We start from the raw sequence: 22,470 nt of genomic DNA on the forward strand, positions 1-22,470 counted from the left end.
GGGCCGGCGCCGCCGCCGGCCGGCCGGGGGGGTTGGCCGGGTAACACCTCCGGGGGGCTTTTTGTGCGGGGGGGGGACACGTTCTACACCGGTCCCCCCACCGCTTCTTTTGCCCCGTCGAGAGGAACCACGCTCATGACCACCCCCGCCGTGAAGGGCCCCGCCTCCTACTTCCCCGCCATCGAGAAGAAGTACGGCCGCCCGATCGAGGAGTGGAAGGGCCTCGTCCGCACCTCCCCGCTCACCAAGCACATGGAACTCGTCGCCTGGCTCAAGACCGAGCACGGCCTCGGCCACGGCCACGCCAACGCCCTCGTCGCCCACACCCTCGCCGAGAAGGCCGCCTGAGCCGGGCCGACCGCTGGCGGCCGGAGGGACGAACCGGTGGCCGACCACGTGTCCACGACGCTTGACCGGCGCCGGAGGGAATTCGGAGAGGGCGCGAGGGGGCGTCCTCGCCCTATTAGGCTGCAGGTATGACGATCAAGGCTGTGGTGTTCGACGTCGGGGAGTGCCTGGTCGACGAGACTCGGGAGTACGGCAGCTGGGCCGACTGGTTGGGCGTGCCGAGGCACACGTTCGTCGCCCAGTTCGGCGCGGTGATCGCGCAGGGCCGGGACTACCGGGAGACCTTCCAGGTCTTCGCCCCGGGCTTCGACCTCCATGAGGAACGCGAGAAGCGGGCTGCTGCCGGCCAGGCGGAAACGTTCGGTGAGGATGATCTCTATCCGGATGTTCGGGGTGCCTTCGCTCAACTTCGGGCGGAGGGGCTGTGGTTGATGATCGCCGGAAATCAGACCGTGCGGGCCGGGGCGATCCTTCGCCGACTGTTCACGGGCGACGTCGACTTGATCGGCACTTCCGACGACTGGGGCGCGAGCAAGCCGGACCTCGCCTTTTTCGAGCGCGTCGCCGAGGTGGTACCCGCCGAGCCGCACGAGATCCTCTACGTTGGTGACCGGCTCGACAACGACGTGCTGCCCGCCCGGACGGCAGGGATGCGGACGGCGTTGATCCGGCGCGGCCCGTGGGGCTGGATCCAGCAGCACGATCCGGCTACGGAGCAGGCGACCTTCCGGATCGACTCGCTGGCGGAACTTCCGGAACTGATCGGAAAGTTCAACGCTGGAGCGAACTGAGCATCGCTGACCAGGAGTAGAGGCGGTCGTCCACGCCTCGGACGGCCGCCGTGTCCTGCCATGGGGTGAGTGCCCGTCGGGCCTCGCGCACGCGTTCCATGCCGGTGGCGTACCAGGTGATGGCCAGTTGGTCGAGGGCCTGCTCCAGCAGGGCGCACGCGTGCTCTGGCCGCCGGGCTGCGGCCTCGACCGACGCGAGGTCGGCGAGCACGACGACGCGCTGCTTACCGTCGGTCTCCGGGAGTTCGGCGAGCGTCTGCTCCAGTGTGGTCCGGGCCTGCGGAAGCAGGCCGGCCTGCAACTCGGTGTTGCCACGGAACGCGCGCAGCCGGGTAGCCGAGAACCAGGTGAACCAATCGGGTGGCAGAACGTCGCTGCCGGAGGCAAGCACGTCCTCGGCGTGCCGCAGCAGAGCGAGAGCGCCGCGATGGTCGCCGCATCGAGTGAGGCACTCGGCCTCGACTGCGTCGAGCCAGGACAATACATCGGCGGATACCGAGGCCCGACGAGCGTAGGTGCGGGCAGCATGCATACGTTCCCGTGCGCCGTTGAGGTGGCCGGCCCAGCCGGGCACGAACGCGCTGTGAGCAAGAATCGCGGCACCGAGCAGGTTGTCGTCTGCCTCGCCAGCAGCCTGGAGCGCGCGAACAAAGGTCGCGTCAGCAGCGTCGGGCTGCCGCAGGTCGAAGAACTCGATTCGGCCGAGCAGTAGCAGCGACTCGGCGAGGGCGGCGGCCAGCACCTTGCGGGCCACTCCGTTTGTCTCCCCGAGTAGCACGGTGCCGAGGTCGGCATGTGCGGCCACCGCTGGGTGCAGCGCGGCTGGCGTTGTGGACAGGTAGAGCCGGCGGTGAGCTTCGGTGACTATGGCGTAGTCGGAGCCGACCGTCCCTGGCTGGCTCCCTTGCGGCCCATATGGCCGAGGTAGTGCGCCGCGGAGGGCTGTTGACGTTGTGCGGGGCGTGGCCGCAGGTGTGGCAACGGTCGCAGTCGTGGGCTGGGAACGGTTCCAGGGGGCGCGGAAGCCCAGGTCTTCGATCGACTGCCGTAGGACGTGCGTTAGGAGGCGCTGGTAGTCCTCCCCAGGCCAAGGGGGCGTGTCGGATTCCCAACGGCGGATCTGACGCACGCTGACGGAGATGCCGCGAAGGCCAAGCTGTTGGGCCGCTCGCGTGAGGGCGTCGGCCAGGGCCTGCTGGCTGGCGTAGCCGGCGGCTTGCCTGGCTGCTTTAAGAGCGGTGTTGGGCACGGTCTCCTCCGCACATGCTGATGACGAATCAACTCTATGGAATCACAGGACATTCTGGGGACTCATCGGGCGTGTGGCAGACCTGTAAGTCCTCTATATGTCCCTCAAGAGTCCTCCATAAGGCCTTCAGGACGTCCTTTGGGTGGACGACGATTAGTCCGTCACCAACCGGTGCAGCCAGGCTAATGACAGTAGGTTCGCGTGCTTGAGGCAGAGCGGTCAGGCCCGGTCGGGCCTCGCTCGACTGGGCGGTCGTCGCATACCCCGCATACCCCGCATGCCTCGGAGGCGATTTGTGATATCAGCCGCGAGTCGGACCCCGTTGTCGGACGGTGTCGCGATCGAACTCAACGTCCGCAAGGGCGTTCGGTAAGTATCCACCGAATACCGGCTCGCCGCGGTGATCTCTCGCGGCGTCCATTCATGCCACTGGATGGCGCTACGTCAGACATACGCAGCCGATGCCGCGCTTCTTTCGTGCACCCTTCCGTCTTCTGAGGCCCCCATGCTCATTTCCCGTCGCCCCCGCATGTTCGTTGCGCGTCTCGACTCGCGGGCCGAATCCGCGCCCCTGGCCCGCTACTTGCTTCGCGCCTACCTCTCCGGGCTGCCCGCCGGTGAGCGCTACGCCGAAACCGCTGAACTGCTCCTGTGTGAGCTGTTTGCTAACGCCGTCCGGCACTCCGATGCCCCCTCGGACCGGCACATCGAGATCCGCTTCGCGCTCGTCAACTCCCGCCTGCGTCTCGAAGTTCACGACGCGGGGACCGGGCGCCCGTCCCTGCGTACGGCCTCCCCCGAAGACGAGCACGGGCGGGGCCTCCTGCTCGTCAACGAACTCGCCGAGCGCTGGGGTTGCTGCCCGCGCCCGGGTGGTATCGGCAAGTTCGTCTGGGCCCTCGTCGCGCCCGCCCCCGCCCCCGCCCCCGCCCCCGCCCCCGCCCCCGCGCCCGCCCCCGTCCTCGTCCTCGTCATCGCCTGAAAGCCACTTCCCCCCATGCACCTCGCCACCCTCGCCCGGCACACGCTCTCCCGTGGCGCCACCCCCGCCGCCACCTACGCCCTCCTCGCCCGCCTCGGCCACAAGCCGCTGCCGTGCGCCGAGGCCGTGTGCCTCGCGCTCGACATCCCGCCCGCCGAGACCGCTCGGCGTCTGGGGGAGTGTTACGACGCCCTGCTCGCCGATCCCCGCCCCGACTCCGAGGCCGACACCGGTGAAGTCCTCGAAGCCCTCGGCGTGTTCGACGTCCCCAAGCAGCTCACCCCCACCGAACACGCCATCGTCGGCCACCTCACCACCGCCATCGACGCCATCGGCGGCATCCGCCCCGGCCACCGGCACGGCCTCCAGCGCTGGTTCACCACCGGCAACCTCGCCGCCGCTTACCTCTCCCTCGCCTCCACCGCACCCCTGCCGCGCACCGGAGACCCGGCCACCTACTGGACCGCCCTCGTCGTGGCCGGCGAACTCCTCACCACCACCGGCCCCGACCCCCGCGTCCGCTACGCCCTCACCCACTGCCGTACCCAAGCCGCTCGCACCTGAGTGCCGAGGCGGCGCAGGAAGTCGGCTCGGCCGACTTCCTGCGCCTCGGCCTCGCCGGGGTGATGATCGCGACCGTCTGAAGGTCCTCGTCATCGGAGCCACCGAGACCCTGCAACGCCTCGGCGCCGCCCCCGCCGACGGCACCCCCGCCGCCGAGGCCGCCCGGGCCTACCGCGCCGCCGTCGAGGGCACCACCCGGGGGAGTGGGGACGGAAAGCTATCGGCGCCGGGTCACGAACACGAACTCCCGCCCCGGCCGGTCGGGCGCGTCGCGGACCTCCTCCACCGTGAACCCGCAGGCGGTCAGGTCTCGTTCGACCTCCGCCCGCTCCCGGAAGCGCAGCGTCGAGTCCGAGGTCAGCACCTGCCCGTCCGCGGCGAACACGTACGTCCACCGGAACGACACCAGCGGCCAGCGCACCCCGGTCAGGTCGACCCAGCTCTCGACCGCGCCGACCCCCGGGACCTCCGTCACCCGGTGGGAACGCCCGCGCGTCCACTCCTCCCAGGCGCGGGCGGCCGGGTCACGGGTCTCGAAGACCAGCCGCCCGCCCGGCCGCAGCGCCCCGAAGGCACCCCGCAGCGTCCCCCGCCACTCGGTCGGGTCGGTGATCGCCTGAGCGACGTTCGCCGTCATCGTCGCCAGGTCGACCCGCAGCGGCGGCAGGCCCGTCGCGTCCCCGTGGATCCAACGCACCTTCGCGGCACCCGGTTTGGCGCGCGCGACCTCGACGGACGCGAGCGCGGGATCGACGCCGACGACCTCCACCTCGCGCCCGGCCAGCAGCAGCGCGAACACCCCCGTGCCGCAGCCGATGTCCAGCACCCGGCGCGCCCCGAACTCCTCCGCCATCCGCAGATAGGCGTCGAGATCGCCGCGGTCGGGGTCCAGCGGGTCGTAGACCGCGGCGAGCCGCGGGTGCGCGAAGCATGCGTCAGCCATGAGCCGACCGTAGGCGGGCCCCCGCCCGGCACCAAACAGGTCTACACCACTTCGTCCACGGCTGGCCGAAACCGGCCCCGGCCCCCGCCGCCCCCGCCGCCCGCGAACCCCGGTGCCCACCAGTCCCGGGAGCGCCCGCGACCACGCGCACGGGGGCCGTCGGGATCCGGCCGAAGCGCCCGGCACCGCTTGTCCGTCGGCGAACCGAGCAGGAAGAGTGGAAGACCGCCGGCCGGCGATCGTGTCCAACTCCCCGCAGAAGAGAGGACATCGTCATGACCGACGACGTGTACGAGCCCCCGGAGCTGATCGAACTCGGCGACTTCGCCGACCTCACCCGCGGCTTCGACATCGGCAACCAGTCCGACGTCCACGGCTACTACCTCGCCCCCTGAGGACCGGGCCGTGAACGGTCACCGGCGGACCCGGTTCGTGGTCCTGCCGGACACCGACGCCGGAGCCGTGGTGGCCGCGGCGCGGGGCACGGCCGAGCGCCGTGCCCTGCACCACCCCAGCGGACGCCCCTGGATCCTCGGCCACTGGCCGGACGACGAACCGGTCACCGCCCAGGCCGGACCGGTCGCGCTGGCCGTGTTCGGCACCTGCGACACCGACGCCCACCACCTGCGCCGCAGCGCCGCCCGCATCCGCGACCCGTACGACGCCCTCGCCCTCGCCGCCGACCTGGCCGGCAGCTTCCACCTGATCGCCACCGTGCACGGCACCGTCGCCGCCCGCGGCACACTGTCCGGACTGCACCGCCTGCACCTGGCCGAGATCGACGGCGTCCCCGTCCTCGCCGACCGGGCCGACACCCTCGCCGCCGCGGCCGGCCTCACCCCGTCCCCCGAACGCCTCGCCCTGCACCTCGCCCACCCGCTGCCCCACCCCGCCGACACCCTCCCGCTGTGGCCCGGCATCACCCCCGTACCGCCGCACCACGCCACCCTGCTCACCCCCGGCCGCCCCGCCCGCACCCACGCCCACTGGCACCCGCCCGCCCCCGAACGACCCCGCCCCGAAGCCGCCACCGCCCTGCGACAGGCCCTGCACCGGGCCGTCGCCGCCCGCACCCGCGGCGGCGGAATCGTCGCCGCCGACCTCTCCGGCGGACTCGACTCCACCCCCCTGTGCTTCCTCGCCGCCACCGGCCCCGCCGACCTGCTCACCGTCACCCTCGGCTCCCTCGACCCGCACCACGAGGACGCCGCCTGGGCCGACCGGGCCGCCCGCCACCTGCCCGGCAGCCGACTCGTCCTGCCCGCCGAGGACCTCCCCACCATGTTCGCGGACATCGACACCCCCGGCCCCCAGGGCGACGAACCGTACGCCTGGACCCGCACCAGGGCCCGCGACGAAGCCGTCACCCGACTGCTCGCCGCCCACGGCGCCCGACTGCGGCTCAGCGGCGAAGGCGGCGACGAGACCCTCCAAGCCCTCCCCGCCTACCTGCGCACCCTCCTCCCGCGACACCCGGCCACCGCCACCCGCCACCTGCGCGGCCACCGCGCCCGCCTGCGCTGGAAACTGCCCGACGCCCTCGGCGCCCTCACCGACCCCCGGCCCTACCCCGCCTGGCTCGCCCACGCCACCGACCGCCTCACCCACCCCCACCCGCCACCCACCACCCAACTCCTCGGCTGGGGAACCGAACCCCGCCTGCCGCCCTGGGCCACCCCCCACGCCGCCGACCTGGTCCGCGAACAACTCGAAGCCCTCCACGGCACACCACCCCTGGCACCGCACCACACCCACCACCAGACCCTGCACCTCGTCCGCCGCAGCGCCGCCGCCCTACGCCAACTCAACGACACCACCGCACGCTCGGGCGTACCCCACAGCGCCCCCTACCTGGACGACCAGGTCCTCGACGCCTGCCTCGCCGCCGAACCCGCCACCCGCGGCACACCCTTCGCCTACAAGCCACTGCTCACCGAGGCCCTCGCCCCTGACGTCCCCGCCGACCTCCTGCGACGCACCGGCAAAGGCGACTTCACCCCCGACACCCACCAGGGCCTCGCCCGCCACCGCGCCCGACTCGCCGCCCTCATCGAGGACAGCGCCCTGGCCCGCGCCGGACTGATCGACCCCGACGCACTGCGCCGCGCCTGCCTCGGGCTCTACCCGCCCGGCACCCCCTACGCGGCCCTCGACGCCACCCTCGCCTGCGAACACTGGCTGCGCGCCCACCCCGCCACCCCCGACCGCCCACCGAAGGAGCCCGCATGGCCGCCGAGCTGCGCCCCGACGTGACGCTCACCCCGACCGACGACGGCGCCGTCCTGCTCGACGAGCGCTCCGGCCGCTACTACCAGCTCAACCGCACCGGGCTGTTCACCCTGCGATCCCTGCTGGACGGCCGGAGCACCGACGAGATCGCCACCGACCTCGCCGGCCGCCACCCGGTCACCGCCGAACGGGCGCGCTCCGACGTCGAGCGGCTGCACCGGAACCTGCGCACCGCCGGACTGGTCACCGGATGAGCCTGCACGCCCACGCCACCCGCGCCGGCCGCCCGCCCCGGCACCTGCGGCCCGCCGCCCTCGCCTCGATCGGCGCGGCCCGGCTGATCGAGAAACTCCCCCCGGCCCGGATCCGCCGGGTGATGCTCGCGCTGCGCCGCGGCGCCCGGCCCGCCCGCCGGGCCGAGGCCCTCGCCGCCCGGCAGGCCGTGGTCGCGCTCAGCATGCGCTGCGCCGGCCAGGGCTGTCTTCAACGCTCCATCGCCGCAGCCCTGTTGTGCCGAACCCGGGGCAGCTGGCCGACCTGGCGCACGGGCGTGCGCACCGCCCCCTTCCGCGCCCACGCCTGGATCGAGGCCGAGGGCGAACCCGTCGACGAACCCGCCGAACTCGCCCACTTCCACCCGCTGATCACCATTGCCCCGCCCCCGCCCCCGCCCCCGCCCCGGACGCCGGGCCGCTGACGCCGACCAGGAGGCACGGGAAGTCGGACGGGCCGACTTCCCGCGCACGCCCGGCAGGGGCCGCTACCGGTGGGGGGCCGGGATGCCGGCGGAGCGCAGCCTGGCCTCGGTGAGGGCGGTCAGCCGGGCCGAGACCGGGGCCTCGTCGTCGCGGTGGCGGTCGATCAGCCGGTACTGGACGGAGGCCCTGGCCCAGGCGCGCAGGCTGTCGGGGTCCCCCAGGAGCGCGGGGTTGGCGAGGCAGCGGTCGGCCATGGCGGCGGCGAGCTCCTCGATCCTCGGATCGTCCGGCGCCCAGGCCTCGGCCTCCTGGCCGCGTCTGGCCAGATCGACGAACTCCGGGTCGTCCAGGCGGTGTTCGAGCTGGGTCAGGAAGCCGTCGAAGCCCTCCGGCACCAGTGCCCGCGCCAGCACCAGGGCCTCACGCTGCGCCGCCACGTAGTCGGGGCCGAAGCCGAGCCCGGGCATCCGCTCCAGGGCCGCGCAGGCGCGGTCGGGCAGCAGGGCCCGGTCGCCGTCGGCGAGCCGGTGCAGGGTGTCGCGGCGCGCGGTCAGTTCCGCGATCCGCTCGTCCAGCCGCCGCTCCACGTCGGCGAGGGCGGCGGTGAACCGCTCGCCGTCGGCGTCGAGCAGCGACCCGATCTCCGCCAGCGGCACCCCGGCGGCGGCCAGCGTCCGGACCTGCACCAGCCGCAGCAACTCGCCCGACCCGTACCGCCGGTAGCCGGAGGCGTCGCGCTGCGGCTCGTCGACCAGCCCCTGCCGGTGGTAGTGCCGCACCGTCTTCACCGTGACGCCGACGTACGCCGCCGCCTGCCCGATCGTGACTCCGTCGAATCCGTTCGTCATCCGTTCAGCCTGCCGTACGAGCGGATGCCGTACGACCGGATGCCGTGGGGCCGGTCCCGGTGCCGAACACCTCGTCGACGAGCCGCCGCTGGGCGCTCTGGAACGCCGCCGCGATGGACACGTCGGCGTCGTCCACGTAGTTCAGCCCGGCGGTGAGGGTCGTGCCGCCGTCCGGCGAGCCGTACATCAGCGCCGCCGAGCCGATGGTGGCGCCGTTGTGGTGGAAGACGGTGCCGCCCTCCCTCTCCTGGGCGAACAGCCCCAGTCCGTAGCCGATCGTCGCCTCCGGCGTGCGCATCTCGGCCAGCAGGCCGGGCGGCAGCAGCCTGCCGCCGAGCAGCGCGGAGACGTAGGTGTGCAGGTCCCGGGTGGTGGAGATCATGTCGCCGCCGGCCGCGACCCAGGACGGGTCGTGGCGGGTGACGTCGAGCGTCCGCTCCCGCCCGGCGTCCTCGTAGCGGTAGTAGCTGCGGGCGTGCGGCGCGGGGACCTCCGGCGAGGCGCCCGGCGCCACCGTGCCGGTCAGCCCCAGCGGCTCCAGGACCAGCCGCCGCAGCTCCTCGGCGAAGGGGCGGCCGCTGACCCGCTCGACCACCAGCCGGGCCAGCACGTAGTTGGTGTTGGAGTAGCTCCAGCCCGCCCCCGGCGCGAACCGCGCCGGCCGGGACAGCGACAGCCGCACCAGCTCCTCGGGCGGGTACGTGCGGAAGCGGGCATCCACCCACTCCTTGCCCCGCCACGGGACGCCCGGCACGAACGTCCCGTCCTCCGCCGGCTCGCCGGTGTGGTTGAAGACCCCGCTGGTGTGCTGCAACAGCATCCGCACCGTGATCCGCCGGTCCAGCCCGAACCCGGGCAGGTGGTCGCCGGCCGGGTCGTCCAGGGCCAGCCGGCCCTCGGCGACCAGCAGGAGCACCGAGGTCGCGACGAAGCTCTTGGTGACGCTGCCGACGCGGAAGTGCCCGTCGGCCGGCGGCCTGCCGTCGCGGCCCAGCTCGCGGGCCCCGGCGCTGCCGACCCACTCGCCGCGCGCGTCGTTCACCCGCACCTGCACCCCGAGGAAGCCGGACTCGGCGATCTCCTCGATCGCCCGCCGCAGCTCCGGGCGGTCCGGACCGTGGCCGAGGTGGTGGGTGGAGTGGTGGGTGGTGGACATGCTGCCCCTCGTATCCGTGGGGCCCGCGTGGTCATCGGGCCCGATGGGGGGAGCCTGCACCCTGACCCGAGGTCAACCTCAACCGTGATCCGGCTCACAGCCGCGGCGTGCCCGCACGGACGGGGACGGGGACGGGGACGGGGCGGGACGGGGACGGGGACGGGGTGACCCGGGACCGGGGCCGCCGTCGGCACGATCGGGAAGACGGCGGCCCCGGCCCCGGTACGGGTCCGTACGGGCGGGGCATCGACCGCGGGGTTGCCCGTACGGCTGCGGTCGGCACCCATTCCACGACTTCAACAGGACTTGAAGTCAAGCCCCGTCCGAGGCGAGGCCCCGCCCGAGGGTGCTGTTCCGGGGCGGGGTAGCCTCGCTGCGGCGGGGGACTGCGGAGGACAGACACGGACAAGACGGACAGGGGCGGGCGGATGACGGAGCAGCACAGCTACTGGCGGGTGTCGGACGGCGCGGCGGTCGGCGCCACCCAGGCGCACATCGTGTGGACCAGGGCGGCCTACCCCGCCCTGGTGGAGGTGGCGCGCCGCTACCACGCGGTGATCAGCTACGCGGACCTGGCCGAGGCGGTGCAGGAGGCCTCCGGGGTACGCACCCGGGTCAACCAGCGGCACTGGATCGGCAAGGTGCTGTCCCTGGTGATCCGCGAGGCGCACCGGCGCGGCGACCCGCCGCTGACGGCCCTGGTGGTGCACGCCACGGACGGCCGGGTCGGCCCCGGCTACCAGGAGGTGCTGGCGGTGGCCGGCCAGCCGCCGGTGGCCGCGGAGATGGACCGCGAGCAGCACGCGGCCGCCGCCCGCCTGGCCTGCTACCGGCACTTCGGCGCCGACCTGCCCGCCGACGGCGGCACGCCCGCCCTGGCCCCGCGCCTGCGCGCCTCGGTGGAGCGCAAGGCCGCCGTCGCCGCCCCGCCGCGCCCGCCGGCGATCTGTCCGACCTGCTTCCTGGAGCTGCCCGCGACGCGGGTGTGCGACTCCTGCGGGGCGACCGTCGCGCCGTGAGCGGGGGAGCGCGGCCGTGAGCCGGCGGCCCGAGGGCTGAGCCGGGGGCCCGAGGGCTGAGCGGGTGTCACGTCACACGGCGGCGGGCAGCCGCCCGGGCATCTGCCAGCCCTCGGCGAGACGGGAGGGGGCCAGGCGCCGCCCGTCGCCGAAGAACTCGCAGAACTTCATGATCAGCGGGTCCCAGCCGACCGGGTCGACGTAGTGGTCGCTGCCGGGCACCAGCAGGCTCTCCTCGACGTGGGCGCGCACCACCGACACCTCGAAGGCGGTGCGCCCGCCGCCCGTCAGCGCCGTCGCCGACTCCACCCGGCACTCCAGCTGCACCGGGCACTCGGCGGCACGCGGCGCCCGCACCAGCTCGCCGGGCAGCTCGGTCATACCGGCGGCGGCGAACTTCCGCCGCTCGTGGCGGTAGCCCTGCTTCAGCCGGTACTCGGCGATCTGCGGGGCGGCGGTCAGCAGCGCGAGGGCGTCCACGGCGTCCACCTGCGCGGAGGAGGGCAGGTTGAGCACGCACTCGCCCTCGCGCCGCAGGTTGGCGGCAGTCTGGGAGCTGTCGCCCAGACCCAGCACGCAGGACTGCCCCAGCCACCACGCCGAGGACATCGGCATGAGGTTGGCGCTGCCGTCCTCGTTGCGGGATCCGATCAGCACCACCGGGGTGCCGAAATAGAGAACCTTGAGATCGATGACCTTGTGCACGGGAACTGCCGTCCTCGGGATGGGGAATCGTTGCGGTCACCGACTCTGCCCCGGCCCGGCCGGGGGCGCTGGCGGTGATCGGACATCACGTTCCCGCAGGTCCTGCGGCTCCCGAGGACGGCAGGGCCCGCCGCGGCGGGCGCTCCGTCAGCCCACCGGCCCCCGGGCGGCGATCAGCCGGGCCCGGCCGTCGCGCAGCCGGTAGGACAGGCCCACCACGGACACCTTCCCCTCGGCGACCTTCGCGGCCAGCGCCTGCGAGCGCTCCACCAGCAGCTCCACGGTCTGGCGGATGTGCTCGTCCACGATCCCGTCGCTGTCCTCGATGCCCGCCGCCTTCGCGGACAGCACGCTCGGGGTCACCCGCTCCACCACGTCCCGGACGAAACCGCCCGGCAGCTGCCCCTGCTCCAGGGATTCCAGCGCCGCCGCCACCGCACCGCAGGAGTCGTGGCCCAGCACCACCACCAGCGGGCAGTCCAGCACGCTCACCCCGTACTCGATGCTGCCCAGCGCCTCCGCACCGGTGACGTGCCCGGCGGTGCGCACCACGAACAGGTCGCCCAGGCCCTGGTCGAAGATGATCTCGGCGGCCAGCCGGGAGTCCGAACAGCCGAACAGCACCGCGAAGGGCCGCTGCGCCGGGGCGAGCGCCGCGCGGCGCCCGGCGTCCTGGTTGGGGTGCTCGGGGTTGCCCGCGACGAACCGGGCGTTGCCCTGCATCATCACCCGCAGCGCCTGGGCGGGGTCGGTCAGGAAGTCGTCCGTGGGGCCGTCGAGCGGGCCGGGCTCGGGCTCGGATATCGGTGTGGGGATCATGTCTGCACCCTAGATCGCCGCAGGTGGAGCCCGCAGCCGGGGGTCAAGGGTCGGACGGCCCCACGGACGGGCCCGTACGACCCCGTGCGATCCGCACGCGACCTCCGTACGGCCTCATGCGCCCCATGCGGGCCCGTACCGCTCCGACGGGCCCGGGCCGCGGGTCCGGCGGCTACGGGGCGGGGCGCAGGGCGAGGACGGTGACGTCGTCGCGGCTGTGGCCGCCGCTCCAGCGCCGGGCCCGCCGGTCGAGGGCCTCGGGCAGGGCGTCGGCGGGGGTGGCGGCGAGGTCGGCCAGGCCCTGTTCGACCGGGTAGAACGTGCCGGAGGCGTCCTGGGCCTCGGTGATGCCGTCGGTGAGCAGGACCAGCACCCCGTCCCCGGGCAGCGCGAAGCGCCGCACGGGGCGCGGCTCGCCGGGGGCGGCCAGGGCGGCGAGGCCGAGCGGGATGCCGGCGTCCAGGGGGACGGGCTCCACGCGGCCGTCGGCGTGCAGCAGGTAGGGGGAGAGGTGGCCGCAGTTGACGGCCCGTACCTCGGTGGCGGAGCCGCCCCCTTCTCCGGTCCTGGCTCCTTCTCCGGTCCCGTCCCCGTCCCCGTTCCCGGTCCCGTCCCCGTCCCCGTCCCCGTCCCCGTTCCCGGTCCCGTTCCCGGTCCCGTCCGGGCCTCCGACGCACAGCACGGTGGCGGTGACGAACCGCTCCTGCTCGCCGCTCTGCACCGCGTACGCGTTGTGCCGCTCCACCGCCGCCTCCAGGGCATCGGCGACGGCGGGCAGCCGCGCCTCGCGGAAGGCCGCCTCCCGGAAGGCGCTCAGCACCGCGAAGCCCGTCCCGATCGCGGGCAGGCCCTTGCCCTGGACGTCGCCGACCAGCACCCGGGTGCCGTGCGGGGTCTCGGCGACGTCGTACAGGTCGCCGCCGACCATGGCGTCCTCCTCCACCGGCCGGTACAGCCCGTCCAGGCGCACGTCCGAGGTGGTGACGGGCAGCGGGCGCAGCAGCTGGCGCTGGAGGGCGACGGCGCTCTGCCGCATCCGCGACAGCTGCCGCTCGTGCCGCACCCGCCGCGCGCACAGGCCGATCACGGCGCCCTCGGCGGCGACCACGCCCACCAGGGTGCCCAGCCGGGCCGGCAGGTCGCCGGGCGGGACCACCAGCGAGTGGACCACGATCACGGCGATCACCCACACCGAGACGGCCACCGTCTGGGCGACGGTGCCCAGACCCGCCAGCAGCGCGGGCAGGAACACCAGCAGCAGCACCAGGCGGGAGCTGGTGCCGCTGGCCGCCTGGACCAGCAGCACGGCGGCGGTGGCGGCCAGCACGCCGAGCACCACCGCCCGGTTGGCGGGGGCGCGCGGGGCGGCGGGCTGCTGATCGTTGCGGTCCACCCCTGCCGTCCTCTCCGCCGCCCGGCCGTCCCTCCAGGGTGGTCGGCGCGGCGGGGCGGGCGCGAGCGGGCTGCGCCGGGCGGGGGACGGCGACTGTCGGCGGCGCTCGGTACGGTGGCCGGTGTGTCCTCCCCGTCCACACCCCCGCCCACGCCGCCGTCACCGTCCACGCCTCCGTCCTCCCGTGCGACCCCCACGGGCCGCGTACCGCTCGACGACCTGGTGCGGCTGCGCCGGGCCCGGGACCGGATGGACCGCGAGTACGCGCAGCCGCTGGACGTTCCGGCGCTGGCCCGTACCGCGCTGATGTCCTCCGGCCACTTCTCGCGCAGCTTCCGCACCGCCTACGGCGAGACCCCGTACAGCTACCTCATGACCCGACGGATCGAGCGGGCCAAGGCGCTGCTGCGGCGCGGGGACCTGAGCGTGACCGAGGTGTGCATGGCGGTGGGCTGCACCTCGCTGGGCTCCTTCAGCACCCGCTTCACCGAGCTGGTCGGGCAGAGCCCCAGCGCCTACCGGGCCGGCGACCACGAGCCGGGCGCGGCGATCCCGGCCTGCATCGCCAAGGTCCGCACCCGCCCGGTGCGCCGCGCCGAGGCCAAGGAGGCCAAGGGGACGAAGGAGGCCAAGGGGACGAAGGAGGCCCAGGAGACGAAGGAGGTCAAGGGGGCCAAGGACGCCGAGGGTGCCCGGCGGGACGGCGGCCCCGGCGCTCCCGTAGCGTGACGCGCATGAGCATCGAACTCGCGCAGTGCTTCATCGCCGTCGACGACCACGACCGGGCGCTCTCCTTCTACCGCGACGTCCTCGGCTTCGAGGTGCGCAACGACGTCGGCTTCGAGGGCATGCGCTGGGTCACCGTCGGCTCGCCCGACCAGCCCGGCGTGGAGATCGTCCTGGAGCCCCCGCTGGCCGACCCGCATGCCTCCGAGACCGACCGCCGGGCCGCCGCCGAACTCCTCGCCAAGGGCCTGCTGCGCGGTGTCATCTTCCGCACCGACGACTGCGACGCCACCTTCGAGCGGCTGCGGGCGGCCGGCGCCGAGGTGCTCCAGGAGCCGATGGACCAGCCCTACGGGGTGCGCGACTGCGCCTTCCGCGACCCGTCGGGCAACATGCTGCGCTTCAACCAGCCGCGCACGAGGTAGCGGCCGGCGGCCTGGGGCGGCCTGTGCGGCCCGTGGCGGGTCAGACGGGCTGGAGCCGGGTGTGCAGGAGGCAGAACTCGTTGCCCTCCGGGTCGGCCAGGACGTGCCAAGCGGCGTCGGCGGGCTGGCCGACGTCGACCGGCTCGGCGCCGAGCGCGAGCAGCCGCTCCAGCTCGGCGTCCTGGTCGCGGTCGGTGGGGTTGACGTCGATGTGCAGCCGGAGCTTGCCGGGCCGCGGCTCGCTGTTGGGGAGGAAGAAGAGGGTGGGCTGCGGGCCGCCGAAGCCGGTGCCGGGCGGCCCGATCTCGATGGTGCCGCCGCCCTCGCGGCCGACTTCGACGTAGCCGAGGACCTCGCTCCAGAACGCGGCGAGCCGCTCGGGGTCGGCGGCTTCGATGACCAGTTCACTGATGCGGCATGCCATGGTCCGTCAGCCTACGTCGATCATGTCGCGACGCAAGGGAATTGATCCGCCCGCCCGGACGACGGGGTGCCTCCGGGGCCGGAGGCCGATGCGTGGGGCGGGCGGGGCCGCCGGGCGGTGGTCGGCCGGTGGGGGAATGAAGCGCGGGATGGGTGCTGTTGTCGCAGGTCGAGATACCCCTACCCGTATTTTTTCGGGTATCCGGCACGGCCCGCTGCCGCCCAAGGAGATGGGCATCGCTTCTCGCACGACTGACGGGCCACCCGCCCCGCGCACCGGCGCCGGGCCGTCGGTCAGGGCCCGGGGCCACCGCCACCGCCCGGGCGGTGGCCCCCGCCGGTGAGCTACCGGGCCCGCAGCGCCCCCAGCACCGCCGACAGGTCCTGCTCGGCGATCTCCGGGTGCGCCAGCAGCACCTCGCGGGCCGCCGCCAGCACCGGGCCGCCGCCCGCCAGGGCGAGGTCCTTGGCGGCCAGCCGGACCGGAAAGTCCGACTCCGTGCCGAACGCCCGGGCCGCCACCCCCGCGAGCGGCCCGGCCGACAGCACCTCCCGAGCCTGCTCCTGCGGCACACCCAACTCCTCGGCCACCGCCAGGACTTCGCCCAGGGCGGTGACGCAGGCGACGATCGCGCCGATCACCACCACCTTCAGCGCCGCGCCCGAGCCCGGGCCGCCGCAGCGCCGCACCCGGCCCAGCTGCTCCAGGACGGGCTGCGCGCGGTCCAGGTCGGCGTCCTCGCCGCCCGCGAAGACCGTCAGGCCGCCGGTGGCCGCCGGGCCCGTGCTGCCCAGTACCGGGGCGTCCACCAGGGCGACGCCGTCCGGCAGCCCGGCGCGCAGGTCGGCGGTGGCCCGCGGGCCGATCGAGGACATGTCGATCCACAGCGCGCCCGGTGCCAGCTCCGCCGCGCACTGCCCGGCCACCTCGGCGACGGCCGCCGGGTCGGACAGCATGGTGACGACGACGTCCGCGCCGCGCACGGCCTCGGCCGGGGTGGTGGCCTCGGTGACCCCGGTGACCCCGGCGGTCCCGGCGGTCCCGGTGAGGCCGGCGGCGCGGCCGGGGGAGCGGTTCCAGACGGTCAACGGGTGCCCGGTGTCGGCGAGTCGGCGGGCCATCGGCAGGCCCATCCGGCCCAGTCCCAGAAAAGCGATCTTCTTCATGGCCGCCACGCTAGGCAGCCACGAGCCAGGCGACAAGCGAATGTCCGGCATGGTAGTCATGCGCAATGGACATGGCTTGGCTGGACGTCTTCCGCACCGTCGCACACCTGGGCTCCTTCACCGCCGCCGGTGAGCGACTGGGCTACACCCAGTCCGCGATCTCCCGCCAGATCGCCACCCTGGAAGGGGAGTTGGGAACACCGTTGTTCGACCGGTTGGCGCGCGGCGTACGGCTGACCGAGCACGGCCGCGCCCTGCTGCCGCACGCCGAGGCGATGCTGCAACGGCTCGACGCCACCCGGCGCGACCTGACCGCCCTCACCGAACTCACCGCCGGACGGCTGCGGGTGGGCGCCTTCGACAGTGCCAACGCCGACCTCGTCCCCGGCGCCCTCGCCGCCTTCCGCGCCGCGCACCCGGACGTGGAGATCGGCCTCACCGAGGGGCTGGCGGCGCACCTGCTGGACCTGCTCGCCGAGGGCGCCGTCGACCTCGCCCTCGTCGCCTCGTACACCGAACCCGCCGCCGACGGCGACCGGTTCGACGTCCGCCCGCTGATGGAGGACCCGGTGCTGGTCGCCCTCCCGCGCGGGCACCGCCTCGCCGGACGCCGCCGCCTGCGGCTGGCCGAACTCGCCGACGAACCCTGGATCGCCGCCCGCCGCCACGCCGAATCCACCCTCCTCGCCGCCTGCGTCCGCAGCGGGTTCCAGCCCCGCATCGAGTACACCGTCGCCGCCTGGACCGCCAAACTCGGCCTGGTGGCAGCCGGGTTGGGCGCTACCCTGATCCCCTCCCTCGCCGCCCGCGTCGGCCGCCCCGGCATCGCCCTCGTCCCCCTGCACCCGGACGACACCCCGGTCCGGCAGGTGTACACGGTGACCAGGCGCGGGCAGCGGGTGCCGCCGGCGGTGGCGGCCTTCGAGGCGCTCCTGCGCGAGGGCACCGGTTAGCGGCGCAGGGCGAGGACGGCGGTCAGGGCGCTGACCGCCGGGCTGCCGAGGAGCGGGACGGCCGGACGGCGGGGCCGGGACTGCAGGGTCAGGCGGAAGCCGCCCCACGCGGAACTCCGGGAACGGGCGAGGGGGACCGCTGTGCAACACGCATCGGCTCAGCAGACGGTGTCCGCGGCCGGCAGCGCCCCCGAGGACAAGTAGGCGTCCACCGCCGCGTTCGCGCACGCGCTGTAGGCGTTGAGGTAGAGGGTGTGGACGCGGCCCGGGACGGTCACCAGGCGGGAGCCGGGCAGGCGGGAGTGCAGCGCCAGGGCGCCCTGGTAGGTCGCGTGGGTGTCGCCGGTGGCGTGGAGCTGGAGGGCGGGGACGGCGTTGCGGACCTCGACGGGCGGCTCCAGCGGGGCGCTGCGCCAAGCGGCGCACGGGACGGGGGCGTTGTAGACCGGGCCGAAGAGCGGTTCGGCGGCGCGGGAGCGCTCGACGGCGTCGCGGTACCAGGGGGTCGAACGCGGCATCGGCACGTCGTCGCACAGGATGCCGAGGGCGGACGACAGGCCGGCGCCGGCCTCCGGGCCCGGGGCGAGGAGCATGGTCAGCAGCTGGTGCAGGGCCGGGCCCGCCTGGACCGGCCGGCCGTCGGCGGCGTCCAGCAACTGCCGCAGCACGTCCGCGCACAGGGCGCCGTCGCGGTCGTCGCTCAGGCAGACCGCGAGCAGCACCGGCAGCAGGGCCCCGTCGAGCCGGAAGCCGTCGACGGCGATCGGCGCCGCCTCGGCCCGGCGCGCCAACTGCTCGACGGTGGCCCGCACCGCCGCCGGGGTGGCGCCCAGGTGGTAGGCGCCGTCCTGCGGCGCGGCCCAGGCGGCGAAGTCGTCCAGGGCACGCTCGTTGGCGCCGGCCATGTCCTGGAACGCCCCCATGCCGTACCGCGCCGGGTCCAGGGCACTGTCCAGCACCAGCCGGTCGACGCGCTGCGGGAACAGCTGCGCGTACACCGCGCCCAGCATCGCGCCGTAGGACTGCCCGAAGAAGGAGGTCCGCTGCTCGCCCAGCGCCGCGCGCAGCACGTCGACGTCCCGGGCGGTGTTGCGGGTGGTCAGGTGGGGCAGCAGATCGGGGTGCTTGTTCCAGCAGGCGTCCGCGTCGGCCTTGGCCAGGCGCCAGGCCTGCTCGAAGCCCGCCCGGCCGGTGCCGGCCGAGCGCAGCCACGTGCCGCGGGTCAGGCCGCAGTCCGGGCCGCCGGCGCCGACCCCGCGCGGGTCCATGCCGACGATGTCGTAGGCCGCCGCCGTCCCGGGGGCCAGCTGCTCCCGCAGCGCGACCGGCATGTCCAGCCCGCGATCGCCGGGGCCGCCGGGGTTGGTCTGCAGGACGCCCCGGCGCTTGGCCGGGTCCGCGGACCTGATCCGGGAGACGGCCAGGGACAGGGTGCGGCCCCGCGGCTCGCGGTAGTCCAACGGAACGGTCAGGGAGGCGCATTCGGCGCCGGCGGCGGCCAACTGCGGCTCCTGGCACGCGGCCCAGGCGAGTGGCTGGCGGCGGTAGGGCTCCAGCTGATCGGTGCCGGCCGAGGAGGCGGAGAAGGCGGAGAAGGCGGAGGAGGCGAAGGGCGCCGAGGGCGCGGAGGAGGCGGAGGAGGCGGGGACGGCTGCGGTGAGCACGGTGGCCGCGGACAGGGCGAGGGCGGTGGCGAGGGCCGGTGCGGTCTTCATGTCGGCCAGCCTAGAAGGGAGTTGGCCACCACCGGGGATCCGGCCCGCCGATCCGCCTTGACCTCAAGTCGGCTTGAGGTCCTACGGTCGGTCGCGTCCTGACGATCAGTCGATCGTCGATCGGCCGAAGGAGCACCGGACATGACGATCAAGACCTACGAACCGCACATCATCGCCGCCCAGCCCATCGGGGCATGGACCGGCGAGGTCTTCCGCCGCCTGGTGGTGGAGGGCCTGCGCGAACAACTGGCGGTGGAAGGCCTCACCCAGCCCCACTGGTGGACGCTCAACCACGCGGCCGGCCGCCCCGGCGGATGGACCCGCACGACCCTGACCGAGCGGCTCACCCCCTACGACGACCAGGACACCGCCTTCGACACCGTCTACGACGACCTGATCGCCCGCGGCTGGCTGACCGAGGACGCCGACGGCGCCCTCACCCTCACCGAGCAGGGCGAGGCCGGCCGCCTGCGCGCCCGCGAACGCAACCTGAGGATCAGCGAACGCGCCCACCAGGGAATCGACACCGACGAGTTCGTGACCACGATCAACGTGCTGCGCCGCATGGTGGCGAACCTGGGCGGCAACGGCAACCTCCCCGACTGACCGCCCCCGGCCGACCGCCCCCGGCCGACCGCCCCCGACCGACCGCCCCCGGCAGGACGGCACGGGCCCGGTCGCAGGAGGGAATTGACCCATGGAAACGATCGCCGATTGCCACCTGATCGGCGGTCTTTCCACCCATAGGCTGGTCACATGACGACGACGAAGAACACCACCGCCCCCGTCCTGACCCGCTGCGCCGAGGCCGAGACCTGCACCGACCCGAGCTCCACCATGACCCTGCTGGCCGACTCGGCCCCGGAGGAGGGCGGCTTCACCGTCTACCGCTCCACCTTCGCCGCCGGCGCCCCCGGAGCACCCGCCCACTTCCACACCCGGGCCTGGGAGTTGTTCTTCGTGATCAGCGGTTCGCTGCGGGTGCTGGTCGGCGAGGAGGTCTCCGTGCTGGGCGCGGGCGACTTCCTCGCCGTGCCCCCGCACACCCCGCACGCCTTCGCCGCCGCCCCCGGCGCCGAGGCCGACGTGCTGTGCGTGTTCACCCCCGGCATGGACCGCTTCGACTACCTGCGCCTGCTGGGCAGCGTCATGCGCGGCGAGAGCGACCCGGGCGCGATCGCCGCCTCGGCGGAGCGCTTCGACAACCACTACGTGGACAGCCCGGCCTGGCGGGCGGCCCTGGCGGGCGACGGCGCCTGAGTCCCGCACGCCGCCGCCCGACGGGTCCGGGCCGCTCGACGGGCCGGGCCCGCCCGGGTGTGGAACGGTGGTAGCCCGGGGGGGTGTCCCGGTTGCGAGAGGAGTGGCCATGTCGTCGAAGCGCCGCCGCAAGAAGAAGGCCAGGGCCAGGCGCGGGGCCAACCACGGCCGCCGCCCCCAGTGCTGAGCCGCGGCTGAACGGGTGAGGTGCGCCCGGACGGCCTTCCCGGCCGCTCCGGGCGCCGCCCGAAGAGCCCTTGCCCCCCCGGAGCCCCGGCTCAGAGCCGCCCGCGTCCCAGGAAACCGCCGCGCGCCACCGTGTGGTACTGGCAGTAGCCGACCCAGTTCGCACCGAAGGCCAGCTCCAGGACCACGCCCCGCCCGTCCGCGCGGACCTCGCTCAGCAACTGCGCCGCGTCCACGTCCGCCGGCGTCTGCTCGAACACGAAGAGCCGGTTGATGTACGGGCCCGCCGGGATCGGGTCCCGGTGGGGGATGCCGTCCCGGTCCCAGGTCAGCGTCGCGCCGGGGCTGGACAGGCAGGGGGAGTGCATCCGCCGGCCGTCGGCGTCGATTCCGCCGTCGCGGTGCCAGCGCAGCGCGTGGTCGAGGCTGCCGGCCGGGTCCGACCCCTGGCCGTGGGCCTGCCACGGGGCCACGTCCGCCGCCTCGATCCGCCGCAGGACGTCGAGGACGCCGAGGACGTCCCCGGCGTCCTCCCGGACGACGAAGTAGGCGCGGGCGTAGATCCGGCAGACCAGCAGGGTGTCCCGGGGGTGGTCCAGGCCGTAGGAGGACGGGCGGGTGGACTGGTCCAGGACCTGGGTCAGCACGTGCTCGACCCCCTCCACCGCCCCCAGCGCCTCGACCAGCCCCCGGATCCGCTCCCGCTCCGCCGCCCGGGCCGCCCGCGCCGCCGGCGAGTCGACCAGCTTCAGCTTGCGCCGCTCGGTGGGCCAGTGCACCGCCCGCAGCGACTGCACACCGTTGAGGACCGGGTTCACCAGCATGACGACGAGGTGGACGAGGCTCGTGGCCACGTCCTTCAGCAGCTTCTTCACCAGCAGAGGATCCTCTCGGGTCGCACACGCGTCTGCGCCCCACACCCTGTCCCGCCCGCACCCGGCCCCGCAATCCGCACCCGTACTCAACTCCCCTCCGTGCCCGGCCGGTTGCCGAATGCGTCCGCCGCCGGCCGCCTGAAAGCCGCCGCGGACCGGGCCGGAGACCCGCCGCGGACCGGGCCACGGGCCCGTGCCGCTGCGGCGATCCGCGGGCCGGCTGCGCGATGCTGATCACGACCGCCCGCCCCCGCCCCCGCCCCCGGCACCGCCCCCGGCACCGGCACCGGCACCGGCACCGGCACCGGAGAGAGGCTCCCGTGAACGACGACCTGCTGACCACGAAGATCGCCCTCGGCTTCGACCACCTCGACGCCGATGGCGACGGCCGTCTCACCGAACACGACCACGTCCTGTGCGGCCGGGCCTCCGCCCGCGCGCTCGGGCACGAGCCCGGCTCCGCCGCCGAACAGGCGATCATCGACGCCTACGTCACCATCTGGCGCGACCTCCACCAGCCCCACGCCGGCGGCGCGGACGAGATCGGCCGCGACGACTTCATCGCCTCCACCCTGACCCTGGCCGACGACCCGCGGGCCGCCGCCGCGACGGTCGGCCGGCTCGCCGAGGTCTTCCTGTCCATCGCCGACGCCGACGCCGACGGGACGGTCGACCCCGAGGAGTTCTACGCCTTCCACCACGGCCACGTCCCCCGCCTCGGCCGCGACCGGGCCGACGCCGCCTTCCGCCACCTGGACCGCAACGGCGACGGCGTGCTGTCCCGCGAGGAGTTCGTCGGCGCGATCGTGGAGTACTGGACCAGCCGCGACCCCGAGGCCCCCGGCAACTGGTGGGCGGGCGAGCACCCGCTCCGGGCCCGGTAGCCGGGCGCCCCGGGGGCGCGTAGCGGGACGTGACCGATGGGCACCGCACGTCCGGGGCGGGGCGGGCGGGGCCGGTAGGCGAGGCGGCGGGCGGCCGGCGCGGGCCCGAGGC

At 74.5% G+C, this 22,470-nt stretch carries 26 protein-coding genes; 15 read left to right on the forward strand and 11 right to left on the reverse strand.

Annotated features, from left to right (window positions below; all coding sequences use genetic code 11):
• Nucleotides 1-135: 135 nt before the first annotated feature.
• Together ACWGKU_RS15610 and ACWGKU_RS15615 are read left to right on the forward strand one after the other, a co-directional pair.
• The gene (locus ACWGKU_RS15610) at nucleotides 136-348 is read left to right on the forward strand and encodes a DUF4287 domain-containing protein (protein WP_401052628.1); all 213 of its coding nucleotides are present in this window, start codon (nucleotides 136-138) and stop codon (nucleotides 346-348) included.
• 128 nt (nucleotides 349-476) lie between these two features.
• Nucleotides 477-1,139, forward strand: a complete 663-nt coding sequence (locus tag ACWGKU_RS15615) for an HAD family hydrolase (protein WP_452179827.1) — start codon at nucleotides 477-479, stop codon at nucleotides 1,137-1,139.
• Here the strand turns inward: ACWGKU_RS15615 and ACWGKU_RS15620 are convergent.
• Nucleotides 1,120-1,893, reverse strand: a complete 774-nt coding sequence (locus ACWGKU_RS15620; protein ID WP_452179826.1) for a transcriptional regulator — start codon at nucleotides 1,891-1,893, stop codon at nucleotides 1,120-1,122. The two genes, ACWGKU_RS15615 and ACWGKU_RS15620, sit on opposite strands and share 20 nt — an antisense overlap.
• A gap of 1,024 nt (nucleotides 1,894-2,917) precedes the next feature.
• Between ACWGKU_RS15620 and ACWGKU_RS15625 the strand changes: the two genes are divergently transcribed.
• Both ACWGKU_RS15625 and ACWGKU_RS15630 read left to right on the forward strand, forming a co-directional pair.
• Nucleotides 2,918-3,370: an ATP-binding protein gene (locus ACWGKU_RS15625; RefSeq protein ID WP_452179825.1), complete on the forward strand. Its 453-nt coding sequence runs from the start codon at nucleotides 2,918-2,920 to the stop codon at nucleotides 3,368-3,370.
• Between the two features lie 15 nt (nucleotides 3,371-3,385).
• Entirely contained in the window at nucleotides 3,386-3,934 is a 549-nt protein-coding gene (locus ACWGKU_RS15630; protein ID WP_452179824.1) for a hypothetical protein, read from the forward strand.
• A 217-nt stretch (nucleotides 3,935-4,151) separates the two neighbouring features.
• Here ACWGKU_RS15630 and ACWGKU_RS15635 read toward each other — a convergent pair whose 3' ends face one another.
• A complete protein-coding gene (locus tag ACWGKU_RS15635; protein WP_452179823.1) occupies nucleotides 4,152-4,877 on the reverse strand; it encodes a class I SAM-dependent methyltransferase in 726 nt (241 codons plus the stop codon).
• 275 nt (nucleotides 4,878-5,152) lie between these two features.
• Between ACWGKU_RS15635 and ACWGKU_RS15640 the strand changes: the two genes are divergently transcribed.
• From ACWGKU_RS15640 to ACWGKU_RS15655, 4 genes are read left to right on the forward strand one after another with little or no spacing between them, the layout of a single operon-like run.
• The gene (locus ACWGKU_RS15640) at nucleotides 5,153-5,272 is read left to right on the forward strand and encodes a lasso RiPP family leader peptide-containing protein (protein ID WP_396302912.1); all 120 of its coding nucleotides are present in this window, start codon (nucleotides 5,153-5,155) and stop codon (nucleotides 5,270-5,272) included.
• A gap of 10 nt (nucleotides 5,273-5,282) precedes the next feature.
• Nucleotides 5,283-7,130 carry an asparagine synthase-related protein gene (locus tag ACWGKU_RS15645; protein WP_452179822.1) on the forward strand — a complete coding sequence of 616 codons (1,848 nt, stop codon included), beginning with the start codon at nucleotides 5,283-5,285 and terminating at the stop codon, nucleotides 7,128-7,130.
• A complete protein-coding gene (locus ACWGKU_RS15650) occupies nucleotides 7,103-7,360 on the forward strand; it encodes a lasso peptide biosynthesis PqqD family chaperone (protein ID WP_401056245.1) in 258 nt (85 codons plus the stop codon). Before ACWGKU_RS15645 ends, ACWGKU_RS15650 begins: the two co-directional genes overlap by 28 nt.
• Nucleotides 7,357-7,803, forward strand: a complete 447-nt coding sequence (locus ACWGKU_RS15655) for a lasso peptide biosynthesis B2 protein (protein ID WP_452179821.1) — start codon at nucleotides 7,357-7,359, stop codon at nucleotides 7,801-7,803. Before ACWGKU_RS15650 ends, ACWGKU_RS15655 begins: the two co-directional genes overlap by 4 nt.
• A 63-nt stretch (nucleotides 7,804-7,866) precedes the next feature.
• Here ACWGKU_RS15655 and ACWGKU_RS15660 read toward each other — a convergent pair whose 3' ends face one another.
• Nucleotides 7,867-8,652 (reverse strand): MerR family transcriptional regulator, encoded by a 786-nt coding sequence (locus tag ACWGKU_RS15660; RefSeq protein WP_452179820.1) that lies wholly within the window; start codon nucleotides 8,650-8,652, stop codon nucleotides 7,867-7,869.
• A gap of 4 nt (nucleotides 8,653-8,656) precedes the next feature.
• Nucleotides 8,657-9,808, reverse strand: coding sequence for a serine hydrolase domain-containing protein (locus tag ACWGKU_RS15665; protein ID WP_452179819.1), 1,152 nt, complete (start codon nucleotides 9,806-9,808; stop codon nucleotides 8,657-8,659).
• Between the two features lie 428 nt (nucleotides 9,809-10,236).
• On the opposite strand from ACWGKU_RS15665, the gene ACWGKU_RS15670 reads away from it, so the two are divergent.
• Nucleotides 10,237-10,827 (forward strand): hypothetical protein, encoded by a 591-nt coding sequence (locus ACWGKU_RS15670; RefSeq protein WP_359906603.1) that lies wholly within the window; start codon nucleotides 10,237-10,239, stop codon nucleotides 10,825-10,827.
• Nucleotides 10,828-10,899: 72 nt separating this feature from the next.
• On the opposite strand, the gene ACWGKU_RS15675 is transcribed toward ACWGKU_RS15670, so the two are convergent.
• From ACWGKU_RS15675 to ACWGKU_RS15685, 3 genes are all read right to left on the reverse strand, one after another.
• Complete coding sequence (locus ACWGKU_RS15675) at nucleotides 10,900-11,532, reverse strand: flavin reductase family protein (protein ID WP_452179818.1); 633 nt, start codon at nucleotides 11,530-11,532, stop codon at nucleotides 10,900-10,902.
• Between the two features lie 147 nt (nucleotides 11,533-11,679).
• On the reverse strand, nucleotides 11,680-12,258 hold the full coding sequence (locus ACWGKU_RS15680; protein WP_401052940.1) for a carbonic anhydrase: 579 nt from the start codon (nucleotides 12,256-12,258) through the stop codon (nucleotides 11,680-11,682).
• Nucleotides 12,259-12,523: 265 nt separating this feature from the next.
• Nucleotides 12,524-13,744 (reverse strand): PP2C family protein-serine/threonine phosphatase, encoded by a 1,221-nt coding sequence (locus tag ACWGKU_RS15685; RefSeq protein ID WP_452179817.1) that lies wholly within the window; start codon nucleotides 13,742-13,744, stop codon nucleotides 12,524-12,526.
• Between the two features lie 249 nt (nucleotides 13,745-13,993).
• Here ACWGKU_RS15685 and ACWGKU_RS15690 point away from each other — a divergent pair, with 249 nt between their 5' ends.
• Both ACWGKU_RS15690 and ACWGKU_RS15695 read left to right on the forward strand, forming a co-directional pair.
• Nucleotides 13,994-14,473 (forward strand): helix-turn-helix transcriptional regulator, encoded by a 480-nt coding sequence (locus ACWGKU_RS15690; protein WP_452179832.1) that lies wholly within the window; start codon nucleotides 13,994-13,996, stop codon nucleotides 14,471-14,473.
• A gap of 5 nt (nucleotides 14,474-14,478) precedes the next feature.
• Nucleotides 14,479-14,895 carry a VOC family protein gene (locus tag ACWGKU_RS15695; RefSeq protein WP_401053598.1) on the forward strand — a complete coding sequence of 139 codons (417 nt, stop codon included), beginning with the start codon at nucleotides 14,479-14,481 and terminating at the stop codon, nucleotides 14,893-14,895.
• A gap of 40 nt (nucleotides 14,896-14,935) precedes the next feature.
• Here ACWGKU_RS15695 and ACWGKU_RS15700 read toward each other — a convergent pair whose 3' ends face one another.
• Together ACWGKU_RS15700 and ACWGKU_RS15705 are read right to left on the reverse strand one after the other, a co-directional pair.
• Entirely contained in the window at nucleotides 14,936-15,319 is a 384-nt protein-coding gene (locus tag ACWGKU_RS15700) for a VOC family protein (RefSeq protein WP_380633776.1), read from the reverse strand.
• A 344-nt stretch (nucleotides 15,320-15,663) separates the two neighbouring features.
• The gene (locus ACWGKU_RS15705; protein WP_452179816.1) at nucleotides 15,664-16,485 is read right to left on the reverse strand and encodes an NAD(P)-dependent oxidoreductase; all 822 of its coding nucleotides are present in this window, start codon (nucleotides 16,483-16,485) and stop codon (nucleotides 15,664-15,666) included.
• Between the two features lie 65 nt (nucleotides 16,486-16,550).
• On the opposite strand from ACWGKU_RS15705, the gene ACWGKU_RS15710 reads away from it, so the two are divergent.
• Nucleotides 16,551-17,438, forward strand: coding sequence for a LysR family transcriptional regulator (locus ACWGKU_RS15710; protein ID WP_452179815.1), 888 nt, complete (start codon nucleotides 16,551-16,553; stop codon nucleotides 17,436-17,438).
• Nucleotides 17,439-17,596: 158 nt separating this feature from the next.
• Here the strand turns inward: ACWGKU_RS15710 and ACWGKU_RS15715 are convergent, their stop codons facing one another.
• On the reverse strand, nucleotides 17,597-19,153 hold the full coding sequence (locus ACWGKU_RS15715) for an alpha/beta hydrolase (RefSeq protein WP_452179814.1): 1,557 nt from the start codon (nucleotides 19,151-19,153) through the stop codon (nucleotides 17,597-17,599).
• Nucleotides 19,154-19,294: 141 nt separating this feature from the next.
• Between ACWGKU_RS15715 and ACWGKU_RS15720 the strand changes: the two genes are divergently transcribed.
• The gene (locus tag ACWGKU_RS15720; protein WP_452179813.1) at nucleotides 19,295-19,759 is read left to right on the forward strand and encodes a MarR family transcriptional regulator; all 465 of its coding nucleotides are present in this window, start codon (nucleotides 19,295-19,297) and stop codon (nucleotides 19,757-19,759) included.
• 150 nt (nucleotides 19,760-19,909) lie between these two features.
• Nucleotides 19,910-20,413: a cupin domain-containing protein gene (locus tag ACWGKU_RS15725; RefSeq protein WP_380353340.1), complete on the forward strand. Its 504-nt coding sequence runs from the start codon at nucleotides 19,910-19,912 to the stop codon at nucleotides 20,411-20,413.
• 278 nt (nucleotides 20,414-20,691) lie between these two features.
• Here the strand turns inward: ACWGKU_RS15725 and ACWGKU_RS15730 are convergent, their stop codons facing one another.
• A complete protein-coding gene (locus ACWGKU_RS15730) occupies nucleotides 20,692-21,474 on the reverse strand; it encodes a hypothetical protein (protein WP_452179812.1) in 783 nt (260 codons plus the stop codon).
• A 320-nt stretch (nucleotides 21,475-21,794) separates the two neighbouring features.
• Between ACWGKU_RS15730 and ACWGKU_RS15735 the strand changes: the two genes are divergently transcribed.
• Nucleotides 21,795-22,358, forward strand: coding sequence for an EF-hand domain-containing protein (locus tag ACWGKU_RS15735; protein ID WP_452179811.1), 564 nt, complete (start codon nucleotides 21,795-21,797; stop codon nucleotides 22,356-22,358).
• The last annotated feature ends 112 nt before the right edge of the window (nucleotides 22,359-22,470 follow it).

This window comes from Kitasatospora sp. NPDC054768, assembly GCF_053612025.1.

What these genes read in the sequence shown, in the direction of transcription:
- ACWGKU_RS15610 (WP_401052628.1), top strand. Translation starts at nt 136, where the DNA reads ATGACCACCCCCGCCGTGAAGGGCCCCGCCTCCTACTTCCCCGCCATC.
- ACWGKU_RS15615 (WP_452179827.1), top strand. Translation starts at nt 477, where the DNA reads ATGACGATCAAGGCTGTGGTGTTCGACGTCGGGGAGTGCCTGGTCGAC.
- ACWGKU_RS15625 (WP_452179825.1), top strand. Translation starts at nt 2,918, where the DNA reads ATGTTCGTTGCGCGTCTCGACTCGCGGGCCGAATCCGCGCCCCTGGCC.
- ACWGKU_RS15630 (WP_452179824.1), top strand. Translation starts at nt 3,386, where the DNA reads ATGCACCTCGCCACCCTCGCCCGGCACACGCTCTCCCGTGGCGCCACC.
- ACWGKU_RS15635 (WP_452179823.1), bottom strand. Translation starts at nt 4,877, where the DNA reads ATGGCTGACGCATGCTTCGCGCACCCGCGGCTCGCCGCGGTCTACGAC.
- ACWGKU_RS15640 (WP_396302912.1), top strand. Translation starts at nt 5,153, where the DNA reads ATGACCGACGACGTGTACGAGCCCCCGGAGCTGATCGAACTCGGCGAC.
- ACWGKU_RS15650 (WP_401056245.1), top strand. Translation starts at nt 7,103, where the DNA reads ATGGCCGCCGAGCTGCGCCCCGACGTGACGCTCACCCCGACCGACGAC.
- ACWGKU_RS15655 (WP_452179821.1), top strand. Translation starts at nt 7,357, where the DNA reads ATGAGCCTGCACGCCCACGCCACCCGCGCCGGCCGCCCGCCCCGGCAC.
- ACWGKU_RS15660 (WP_452179820.1), bottom strand. Translation starts at nt 8,652, where the DNA reads ATGACGAACGGATTCGACGGAGTCACGATCGGGCAGGCGGCGGCGTAC.
- ACWGKU_RS15665 (WP_452179819.1), bottom strand. Translation starts at nt 9,808, where the DNA reads ATGTCCACCACCCACCACTCCACCCACCACCTCGGCCACGGTCCGGAC.
- ACWGKU_RS15670 (WP_359906603.1), top strand. Translation starts at nt 10,237, where the DNA reads ATGACGGAGCAGCACAGCTACTGGCGGGTGTCGGACGGCGCGGCGGTC.
- ACWGKU_RS15680 (WP_401052940.1), bottom strand. Translation starts at nt 12,258, where the DNA reads ATGATGCAGGGCAACGCCCGGTTCGTCGCGGGCAACCCCGAGCACCCC.
- ACWGKU_RS15690 (WP_452179832.1), top strand. Translation starts at nt 13,994, where the DNA reads ATGGACCGCGAGTACGCGCAGCCGCTGGACGTTCCGGCGCTGGCCCGT.
- ACWGKU_RS15695 (WP_401053598.1), top strand. Translation starts at nt 14,479, where the DNA reads ATGAGCATCGAACTCGCGCAGTGCTTCATCGCCGTCGACGACCACGAC.
- ACWGKU_RS15700 (WP_380633776.1), bottom strand. Translation starts at nt 15,319, where the DNA reads ATGGCATGCCGCATCAGTGAACTGGTCATCGAAGCCGCCGACCCCGAG.
- ACWGKU_RS15705 (WP_452179816.1), bottom strand. Translation starts at nt 16,485, where the DNA reads ATGAAGAAGATCGCTTTTCTGGGACTGGGCCGGATGGGCCTGCCGATG.
- ACWGKU_RS15710 (WP_452179815.1), top strand. Translation starts at nt 16,551, where the DNA reads ATGGACATGGCTTGGCTGGACGTCTTCCGCACCGTCGCACACCTGGGC.
- ACWGKU_RS15715 (WP_452179814.1), bottom strand. Translation starts at nt 19,153, where the DNA reads ATGAAGACCGCACCGGCCCTCGCCACCGCCCTCGCCCTGTCCGCGGCC.
- ACWGKU_RS15720 (WP_452179813.1), top strand. Translation starts at nt 19,295, where the DNA reads ATGACGATCAAGACCTACGAACCGCACATCATCGCCGCCCAGCCCATC.
- ACWGKU_RS15725 (WP_380353340.1), top strand. Translation starts at nt 19,910, where the DNA reads ATGACGACGACGAAGAACACCACCGCCCCCGTCCTGACCCGCTGCGCC.